The following is a 9,383-nucleotide window of genomic DNA, read 5'->3' as shown; positions in this document are numbered from 1 at the left end:
CGAGTACACGCCGATCGGCCGGGTGGTCGACGAGCGTGCGATCGCCAACGCCATCGTCGGGCTGCTGGCCACGGGCGGCTCGACCAACCACACGATCCACCTGGTCGCGATCGCGCGCGCCGCGGGCATCCCCATCAACTGGGACGACTTCCGCGACCTGTCCGAGGCGGTGCCACTGCTGGCGCGCGTCTATCCGAACGGCAAGGCCGACGTCAACCAGTTCCACGCCGCGGGCGGCATGGGCTACGTGATCGGCGAACTGCTGGACGCCGGGCTGCTGCACGGCGATACCTTGACGGTGGCCGGCGCCGGCCTGGCCCGCTACCGCCAGCAGCCGGTTCTGGACGACGCCGGCCGGCTGGCCTGGCGCGACGCGCCGCGCGCCAGCGCCGATGCCGCCATCCTGGCGCCGGCATCGGCGCCCTTCAGCCTCGACGGCGGGCTGAAGCTGCTCACCGGCAACCTCGGCCGCGCCGTCATCAAGACCTCGGCAGTCAAGCTCGAGCACCGCGTGGTGCAGGCGCCGGCGATCGTGTTCGACACGCAGGAGGCGGTGATCGCCGCCTTCGATCGTGGCGAGCTGCAGCGTGACTTCGTCGCCGTGGTGCGCTTCCAGGGACCGCGCGCCAATGGCATGCCCGAGCTGCACAAGCTCACGCCGATCCTGGGCGTCCTGCAGGACCAGGGCTTCCATGTCGCGCTGGTCACCGACGGGCGCATGTCCGGTGCTTCGGGCAAGGTGCCCGCGGCGATCCACGTCACGCCCGAGTGCCTGGCGGGCGGGCCGCTCGCGCGGGTGCGCGACGGCGACCTGATCGTGCTGGACRGCGAGCGCGGCGTGCTCGGGGCCCGCGTCGGCGCCGCCGAGTGGCAGTCGCGCCAGCCGGGCGTCGCCGACCTCGGCGAGTCCCGCCACGGCATGGGCCGCGAGCTGTTCGCGGCATTTCGCGCCAATGCGATGGGCGCCGAGGAGGGCGCCATCACCTTCCACGCGGCCGAGCCCGGCACGTCGGCCACCCCGGCACACGTCGCGCCCGTTCACGACCATTTTGTATTTGCACAAGGAGCCACGAAATGAACATCCTGAGCATCATGCGCAACGGACCGGTGATCCCGGTCATCGTCATCGACCGGCTCGAGGATGCGGTGCCCTTGGCGCGCGCGCTGGTGGCCGGCGGCGTCCGGGTGCTCGAGCTGACCTTGCGCACGCCGGTGGCGCTGAGGGCGATCGAGGCCATCGCCAACGAGGTCGAAGGCGCGATCATCGGCGTCGGAACGATCACGCGGCCGGAGGACTTCGACGCCTCGGTCAAGGCCGGCGCCTTGTTCGGCGTCAGTCCGGGCCTGACGCCGGAGCTGATCGCGGCAGCCAGGGACAGCTCGCTGCCTTTGCTGCCCGGCGTGATGACGCCATCGGACGTGATCGCCGCGCGCGCAGCGGGCTTCACCGAACTCAAGCTCTTCCCGGCGCAGCAGGCCGGCGGCGTGGGCATGCTCAAGGCCCTGGGCGGGCCCTTTCCCGAGTTGAGCTTCTGCCCGACCGGCGGCATCGGCGCCACCACGGCGCCGGATTTTCTGGCCCTGCCCAACGTGGTCTGCGTCGGCGGGTCCTGGCTGACGCCGGGCGACGCGGTCGCCGCTCGCGATTGGGGCCGCATCAGCGCGCTGGCACGCGACACCGTGCGTCTCGGCCAGGCCGCCTGAACCCGATCGACGACGTCGCGCACCCGGCGACACCCACCAAGGATTCTTCAATGCCCCAAGTCAATTCATTCGATCTGCTGCTGTTCGGCGGCACCGGCGACCTTGCCATGCGCAAGCTGCTGCCGGCCCTGTACTTCCGCCACCGCGACGGCGACCTGCCCCCGCATGGCCGGATCCTGGGCCTGGCGCGCGAGCAGCTCGGGCGCTCCGACTTCATCGCGAAGGTGAAGTCGAGCTTTGCCAGCTTCGTGCCCGCCGCGGACATGGACGAAGCAGCCTTCGCGACCTTCGCCGAACGCCTCGACTACGCCAAGGTGGAGGCGAATACGCCCGAGGATTTCGATGCGCTGGCGGAAGTATTGAAGGATTCGCCGGCCGAGGTCCGGGTCTTCTTCCTGTCCACCGCGCCGGACTTCTTCGCGCCGATATGCAAGAACCTCGCGGCAGCCGGGCTGGCCACCGCCAACTCGCGGGTCGTGCTCGAGAAGCCCCTCGGGCGCGACCTGGCCTCGGCGCAGAGGATCAACGAGGACGTCGGCCGCGTGTTCACCGAGCCGCAGATCTTTCGCATCGATCACTACCTGGGCAAGGAGCCGGTCCAGAACCTGCTCGCGCTGCGCTTCGCCAATGCCCTGCTGGAGCCGCTGTGGAACCGGACCTGGGTGCGCAACGTGCAGATCACGATCGCCGAGCAGGTCGGGGTCGAGACCAGAGGCGAGTTCTACGACCGCACCGGCGCGCTGCGCGACATGGTGCAGAACCATCTGCTGCAGTTGCTGTGCATCGTGGCGATGGAGCCGCCGACCTCGATCCATCCGGATGCGGTGCGCGACGAGAAGCTCAAGGTGCTGCGGGCGCTGACGCCCTTCACGCAGGCCGACGTCGGCTCGCGCACCGTGCGCGGCCAGTACCGCGCCGGCACCGTCAACGGCCATGCCGTGCCGGGCTACCTCGAGGAAGCCGGCATTCCGCCCGACACGGGCACCGAGACCTATGTGGCGATCCGCGCGGAGCTCGAGAGCTGGCGCTGGTCGGGCGTGCCTTTCTACCTTCGCACCGGCAAGCGCATGGCCGAGCGCTCGGCCGAGATCGTGGTGAACTTCCGCTCGGTGCCGCATTCGATCTTTCCGTCCAACGGCACTGAATCGGCGGGCAACCGCCTGGTCATCCAGCTCCAGCCGGAAGAGAGCCTCAAGCTGTTCATGATGGCCAAGGTGCCCGGCGACACCATGAACCTCCGGCCGGTCGGCCTGAACCTGGACTTCGCCGAGCAGTTCAAGCAGCGTCCGATGGAAGCCTACGAACGCCTGCTGCTGGACGCGATCCGGGGCAACCTGACGCTGTTCATGCGTCGCGACGAACTCGACGCCGCCTGGCGCTGGTGTGAGCCGATCCTGAACGGCTGGGGCGCCTCGGGCGAGGCGCCCCGGCCCTACAGCGCCGGATCGTGGGGACCTGCCGCTTCCAGCGCGCTGGTCGGACGCGACGGTGCCTCATGGCGGGAAGAGTCCTGAACCCGGGCACGCCGCGCGATTCCTCCCGATCGACCCGCAAACTTCCACCCGAGACGAGCCATGCACACACCCCGCTGCGACCAAACCCAGGCCTGGGCCGCCCTGCGCGACCACTACGACGCGCACGGCCGAGACTTCGACCTGCGCGAGGCCTTCGCCCGCGACCCCGGCCGCTTCGATGCGCTGGGGGTCGAGGCTCCCGGCATGTTCGCCGACCTGTCGAAGAATCGCATCGACGCCGCGTCGATGCGCCTCCTGCTCGACCTGGCGCGCGAGTGCGAGCTCGCGCAGCGGCGCGACGCGATGCTGGCCGGCGCCGCCATCAACACCACCGAGGACCGGGCCGTGCTGCACACCGCGCTGCGCGCGCCGCGCGGGCAGGGGCCCTTCAGCGACGAGGTGCACGGCGTGCTCGACGCCATGCTCGGCTACGCCGAGTCGGTGCGCGACACCCGGGCCAGCGGCATCCGCCACATCGTCAACATCGGCATCGGCGGCAGCGACCTCGGGCCGCAGATGGCGGTGCCGGCCCTGGAGGCCTTCGCGCATCCAGAGCTCGGCTTCCACTTCGTCTCCAATGTCGACGGCCACGACATCAGCGCGGTGCTGCGCCACCTGCGTGCGGAAGAAACCCTGTTCGTGATCGCCAGCAAGACCTTCACCACGCAGGAGACCATGGCCAATGCGCATGCGGCCAAGGCCTGGTTCGCGGCCCACGGCGGCACCGACACGGCGAAGCACTTCGTGGCGACGACCACCAACGTCGCGGCGGCGGCCCAGTTCGGCATCACGACCACCTTCGGCTTCTGGGACTGGGTGGGCGGGCGCTACTCGCTGTGGTCTGCCATCGGCCTGCCGATCGCGCTGGCGATCGGCRCCGACAACTTCCGTGCAYTGCTGGCCGGCGCCCACGCGATGGACCGGCACTTCGCGACGGCGCCGCTCGAGAAGAACCTGCCGGTGCTGCTGGGCCTGATCGACGTCTGGTATCGCAACTTCCACGGCTTCACGAGCCGCAGCGTCGCGCCCTACCACCAGGGACTGAAGCGGCTGCCGGCCTACCTGCAGCAGCTGGAAATGGAATCGAACGGGAAGTGCGTCGACCTCGACGGCAACCCCGTGCCCTTCGCGACCAGCCCGGTGGTGTGGGGCGAGCCCGGCACCAACGGCCAGCACGCCTACTTCCAGATGCTGCACCAGGGGAGCGACGTGATCCCGGTCGAGTTCCTGCTGGTCAAGCAGCCGACGCACGACCTGGCCGACCAGCACGCCAAGCTGCTGGCCAACGGCCTGGCGCAGGCGCAGGCGTTGATGCTCGGCAAGCGCACCGATCAGGCCCTGGCCGAGCGGGCGCCGACCGCGGCCAGGTCACTGGCGCCGGAGATCGTCGCCAGGCACCGGACCTTCCCCGGCAACCGCCCRAGCACCACGCTGCTGCTCGAGCGCCTGACGCCGCACAGYCTGGGCGCGCTGATCGCCATGTACGAGCACCGCGTCTTCACCAGCGGTGCGCTGTGGGGCATCAACAGCTTCGACCAGTGGGGCGTCGAGCTCGGCAAGGCGCTGTGCAGCGACCTGCTGCCGCGCCTGGAGAGCGGCGACACGCAGGGCCTGGACGCCTCGACCGCCGGGCTGATGAAGCGCTTGATCGCTTGAGCGGTGGGCTGCCTCAGCGCGCCGCGCCGGTCGCCGTCGCCACGTACAGCGCCAGCGTGCGGATCTGCTCGTCGGTCAGCGACTTGAACGCGGGCATCGGGCCGATGCCGTTGCGCAGCGCCTTCTCGACCCGATCCGCATCCGGCCGCAGTTCGTCGAGGTCGGGCCCGACCTGGCCCGTGGCACCTGCATGCTTCAGCATGTGGCACAGGGCACAGGCCGGCACCGCGCCGCCCAGGAAGAGCTTTCGGCCCTCCTCGGACGGCGTCTGGGCCTGGGCGCCGGCCAGCCACAGGCCGGCCAGCAGGGCGGCGCCCCATGAACGAACGAAGCGCACGGCGCTCAGGCCACCGTGACGGCGACCGCGTGGTCGCGCCAGCTGGAGTTCAGGTAGCCGCCCTTGTTCTCGAACCGGTTCTCTGTCTGCACGTTGCCGCGCACGTCGGTCACGCGGCTGGCCAGTACGTGTTTGCCGGCCGGCAGCTTCACCGGCAATTCGAATTGACGCCAGGCGAAGCGGCCGAGGTCGGGTCCGACCAGCGCCGCGCGCTGCCAGGTCTGGCCCCCATCGACCGACACGTCCACTTGTCTCACCGCATTCACGCCCGCGAAGGCAACGCCGCGGACGACCACTTCCTTGCCCGCGCGCAGATCGGTGTCGGCGGCCAGCGGCGTGTTGATCCACGATTTGGGCGGCATCTGCCACACCGAGGGGTCGGTGGGGCGTTGCGAAGCCTCGGTGGCCGGGGTCATGCGGTAGTCGGTCTGCTGGATCGCCGAGTCGCTCTCTTGCGCAGTGAAGGCCACGCGCTTGACGTACTTGATGCTGTTGACGCCGGTGAATCCGGGCACGACCAGGCGCAGCGGGCCGCCATGCGCCAGCGGGATCGGCTGGCCGTTGAGCTCCCAGGCCAGCAGTGCGTCTTCCATAGCGGCGCCCGGCACGCTGCGCTCCACCCGGGATTGGGGGCTGATGCCGGCCGGCAGCACTTCGCCGCCGGTGCCGGTCATGAACTTCATCCCCGGGCTGACGCCGCCCAGCGCGTCGGCCAGTTGGCGCACCGGCACGCCGGTCCACATGACGCAGCCGGCCGCGCCGGTCTGCCACGGGGTGCCGCTCGGCTTGGAGGGGAACATGCCGCGACCGTTGCCGCTGCATTGCAGGACCATGGCCACGCTCTCGCTGCCCATGGCCTTGAGTTCACGCACGCTGAGCGATTTCGGCCGGCGCACGCCCTCGATCTGCACCACCCAGTCGTCCGGCCTGGCGACGATGTCGGCGCTCGGCGGCGCCAGGTTGTTGCGCACGTAGAGCTGATTCACCGTGGTCAGCGCGCCGTTGCCGGCGGCGCCACGGCGCATTTCGATGGTGTTGGCGCTGTGGACGATCATCGTGCCGGCGTCCTTGAAGGCCGCGAAGGCCGGCAGGGGGCGCGGCGCAGCGGCCTGGGCAAAGGCCGTGCTCCAGGGGCCGGCGGCCGCCATCGCGACAGCCGCGCCGCTTCCGGTGAGCAGTGCACGGCGGATCGGATCGGGCGCGAACGGGATATCTGTCATGGGAAGGGCTCTTTCGCAGAATGAATGAGGGGAGCGCCCGAGGGCTACTTGGCCACCGTGTCCACGGCCAGCCCGGCTGCGCGCCACTCGGGCAGGCCGCCGCGGAACCAGTTCACGTTCGTGTAGCCGGCCTTGATCGCCGCGATGCTGGCCTTGTGGCTCTTCCAGCACTCAGGCCCGTTGCAGCCGAAGACCAGTTCGGCGCCGCGGTCGGCACCCAGCGCGGCCAGGTTGAACTCGTCGACGCCGGCCGTGAAGTCCGGATCCTTGGCCGATTTCTCGACATAGGGAACCAGCACCGCGCCCGGGACGTGCCCTTCCTTGAACTCCGCGGCATTGCGGGTGTCGATGTACCTCGCCTTTCCGGCCGACAGCATGGCCGCGACGGTCTTGGCATCGACCACCTTGGCGCCCTTGAGCTCGCGCGGCGTGAAGTAGCCCAGGGTCGAGACATAGATGAAGTCCTCTGCGGACACCCGCGTGGTCCGGGTGCCCGACGCGGCGTCGCCAAGGTCCGCACGCAGCACGTCGGCCGAGACCTTGGCGCCGTCCTTGACCGCGATGCCGAGGCCCGGCACCTCGCGCGACGCCATCACAGTCCTCACCGCCGCGCCGCCGGCAACCCACCTGTCGAAGGTCGACTTCTCGACGCCGACGACGTCGCAACGGCCGATCTGGAGACAGACCAGCAGCGCGTCCTGATAGCGCGTCTCGTAGAAGTCGCGGAAGTGCCTCTTCATCGTGGTGTTCGCCGCCACCGCCTCACCGCGCAGGAGGTAGGTCACCAGGCTGTCCTGCAGCGGCAGGCCCAGGCGCGTGCCGGCGGACTGCTGGAAGTTGCCGATAGGGCTGTTGGCGGGAACCACCAGCACCGCTTGCGAGCTGCCCTCCACGGCGGCCACGGGCGCGTAGCCGTAGCGCACGGCGGAGCCGATGAGATGGGCCGGCCCCACCACCACGTCAGGCAGCCGCGCACGCGTGGCGCTCAGGTCGGCCGTCATGTCGGCGGACCCGGTGATGGCAACATCGGAGATGCGCTCCTTGCGCAGTGCCTGCTCCATGACGTTGCGCCAGACGCTCATGGTGGCGCCACGCGATTGCTCGCCCTGGTCACCCGGATTCACGAGCACCTTGACCTGCGCGTTCACAGCCGTCGCCACAAGCACCGATGCCACCAGCGCCAGGCTGCCAGCCCAGCGCGCAGGGGTGGAGCCCCCCGCTGCAAAACAATTGCTCATCGAAATTCCAAATGATGCTAGTAGCAAAGTATGAAACTGTCGGATACGACTGAGCAAGTACGTCCAAAGTTCTCTCTTTTGGTTGGCGGGGACGCGCGGTGCGCCGCGCGCGTCCCGAGGCTCAGGCGGAGCGCGGCTTCTTCCACGTGTAGACCATGGTCACGGCATAGTTCCACACAGTGCCGACCAGCACGCCGGCAATGGCCGAGGCGAGCCAGAAATCCGGCCGCTGCGAAAACAGCCACCCCGCCACGCCCACGTTGGCCAGCGCGCCCACGCTGCAGGCCAGCGAGAACGACAGCCATCCGCTGAGCATGCGCCAGCCGCGCAACCGCAAGTCGCGGTAGGTCAGTATGTTGTTGAGCAGAAAATTGCTGGTCATGGCCACCACCGTGGCCAGGCCCTGCGCCAGCACGAATTGCAGGCCCAGTCCCTTGAACGACACGCCGAGCACCGCCAAGTGCACCAGCAGGCCGAAGCCCCCGACCAGTGCGAAGCCGATGAATCGGACCGGCACGATGCCGCCCAGCATCCGGTCTAGCAACATGATCAGGTATTCCCACGCCACGTTGATGTCCAGCTTGCTCTCGCCGGCGAATCGATTGCGGAACTCGTAGGGCAGTTCCTTGAAGCGCAGGGGCTCGGGCGAACTCGCGAACAGGTCGAGCAGGATCTTGAAGCCCACGCCGGACATGCCTTCCCGGATGCAGCGCAGCGCCACGGTGTGGCGGGTCATGAAGAAGCCGCTCATCGGATCCTTCAGGTCGGCCTTGAGCACCATCGCGCTAAGGCGCGTCGCCAAACGGCTCATCTTGGCGCKCGAGGCGTCCCAGTCGCCGGTTCCGCCGCCGCCGACGTAGCGGCTCCCGACCACGATGTCGAGTTGCGGGTCGGCCTCGAGGGCATCGGCCATCGAGGCCAGCAGGCGCTCGTCGTGCTGCAGGTCGCCATCCATCACGGCCACCAGCGGCGACGACGCGGCCAGCATGCCCTCGATGCAGGCCGACGCCAAGCCGCGGCGGCCGATGCGGTGCAGGCAGCGCACGCGCCCATCGGCTTGCGCCATCTTGCGCACCGCGTCGGCCGTGCCGTCGCGGGAGTCGTCATCGACGAAGATCAGCTCCCAATCCCTTCCGGCCAACGCGACGGCAACGCGGTCGCGCAACTCGGTGACATTCTGGACTTCATTGAACGTGGGAATGATGATGGACAGTTGTGGCATGGAAATTCTGGCTGGCTCAGGGACTGGCGTCTTGTTGTTGCATCGGGCCGGGAGAAGGGGCCCCGCGGTAGCCCGTGCCGCGCCAGATCTCGATGCGCCGCGTGGTTCGGCCGAGCGCGCCGACCTGCACCTCCTCGACGCGCTCCAGGGTCTCGAACAGGGGACGCAGCGCGGCCAGATCGAGCGCCGATTGCGCCTGGTCCGACAGCACTAGGAAGCCGGTGGCGCCGACCAGATCCTCGGAATGCGGGAAGTAGTCGTACTCGAGTGCCTTGCGACCGAAGATGTCCTGCGCGTAGGTCCGTTCCTGGCTCGGCCGGTGGAACCAGATCAACGAGCTGGTCTTGTAGTTCGGCGAGAAGACGAAGGCCCGGCGCCCCTGGGCACGTTCGGCCGCGACGACCCGGTCGACCTGCTCGGCGGCCGGCCGCCAGCCGCTCCAGATGTTCAGGTCGCCCGGCAGCGGCAGGTTGGGAATGACCGACGCCCCGA

9 protein-coding genes are annotated in these 9,383 nt (G+C 69.2%); 4 read left to right on the top strand and 5 right to left on the bottom strand.

From position 1 onward, the window contains the following. The 4 genes from AC1DY5_RS29905 to pgi form a co-directional block, all read left to right on the top strand. A partial coding sequence (locus AC1DY5_RS29905) for a dihydroxy-acid dehydratase domain-containing protein (RefSeq protein WP_478117344.1) occupies nucleotides 1-1,078 on the top strand: 1,078 nt, incomplete at its 5' end. Further along, nucleotides 1,075-1,704 carry a bifunctional 4-hydroxy-2-oxoglutarate aldolase/2-dehydro-3-deoxy-phosphogluconate aldolase gene (gene eda / locus AC1DY5_RS29900; protein WP_478117342.1) on the top strand — a complete coding sequence of 210 codons (630 nt, stop codon included), beginning with the start codon at nucleotides 1,075-1,077 and terminating at the stop codon, nucleotides 1,702-1,704. The genes AC1DY5_RS29905 and eda, both read left to right, overlap by 4 nt. 50 nt (nucleotides 1,705-1,754) lie before the next feature. Then, a complete protein-coding gene (gene zwf / locus AC1DY5_RS29895) occupies nucleotides 1,755-3,218 on the top strand; it encodes a glucose-6-phosphate dehydrogenase (protein WP_478117340.1) in 1,464 nt (487 codons plus the stop codon). 60 nt (nucleotides 3,219-3,278) lie between these two features. Beyond that, nucleotides 3,279-4,874: a glucose-6-phosphate isomerase gene (gene pgi / locus AC1DY5_RS29890; RefSeq protein ID WP_478117338.1), complete on the top strand. Its 1,596-nt coding sequence runs from the start codon at nucleotides 3,279-3,281 to the stop codon at nucleotides 4,872-4,874. 13 nt (nucleotides 4,875-4,887) lie between these two features. Here the strand turns inward: pgi and sorU are convergent, their stop codons facing one another. The 5 genes from sorU to AC1DY5_RS29865 form a co-directional block, all read right to left on the bottom strand. After that, nucleotides 4,888-5,211, bottom strand: a complete 324-nt coding sequence (gene sorU / locus AC1DY5_RS29885) for a SorU family sulfite dehydrogenase c-type cytochrome subunit (protein WP_478117336.1) — start codon at nucleotides 5,209-5,211, stop codon at nucleotides 4,888-4,890. Nucleotides 5,212-5,216: 5 nt separating this feature from the next. Next, nucleotides 5,217-6,431 carry a SorT family sulfite dehydrogenase catalytic subunit gene (gene sorT / locus AC1DY5_RS29880; protein ID WP_478117334.1) on the bottom strand — a complete coding sequence of 405 codons (1,215 nt, stop codon included), beginning with the start codon at nucleotides 6,429-6,431 and terminating at the stop codon, nucleotides 5,217-5,219. 44 nt (nucleotides 6,432-6,475) lie between these two features. Further along, on the bottom strand, nucleotides 6,476-7,669 hold the full coding sequence (locus tag AC1DY5_RS29875; protein ID WP_478117332.1) for a rhodanese-like domain-containing protein: 1,194 nt from the start codon (nucleotides 7,667-7,669) through the stop codon (nucleotides 6,476-6,478). 121 nt (nucleotides 7,670-7,790) lie between these two features. Then, nucleotides 7,791-8,891 (bottom strand): glycosyltransferase family 2 protein, encoded by a 1,101-nt coding sequence (locus tag AC1DY5_RS29870; protein ID WP_478117331.1) that lies wholly within the window; start codon nucleotides 8,889-8,891, stop codon nucleotides 7,791-7,793. Nucleotides 8,892-8,907: 16 nt separating this feature from the next. Next, the coding region (locus tag AC1DY5_RS29865) for a hypothetical protein (RefSeq protein WP_478117329.1) at nucleotides 8,908-9,383 on the bottom strand (476 nt) is incomplete at its 5' end.

It is taken from the genome of Variovorax sp. P4_D9, assembly GCF_056401695.1.
The sequence above is the reverse complement of the archived record's forward strand: the minus strand, read 5'-3'. Positions and strand labels throughout refer to the sequence as shown.

Bases quoted from the DNA above. Each gene is read 5' to 3' on its own strand.
- AC1DY5_RS29875 (WP_478117332.1), bottom strand. From the start codon at position 7,669: ATGAGCAATTGTTTTGCAGCGGGGGGCTCCACCCCTGCGCGCTGGGCT.
- sorT (WP_478117334.1), bottom strand. From the start codon at position 6,431: ATGACAGATATCCCGTTCGCGCCCGATCCGATCCGCCGTGCACTGCTC.
- zwf (WP_478117340.1), top strand. From the start codon at position 1,755: ATGCCCCAAGTCAATTCATTCGATCTGCTGCTGTTCGGCGGCACCGGC.
- eda (WP_478117342.1), top strand. From the start codon at position 1,075: ATGAACATCCTGAGCATCATGCGCAACGGACCGGTGATCCCGGTCATC.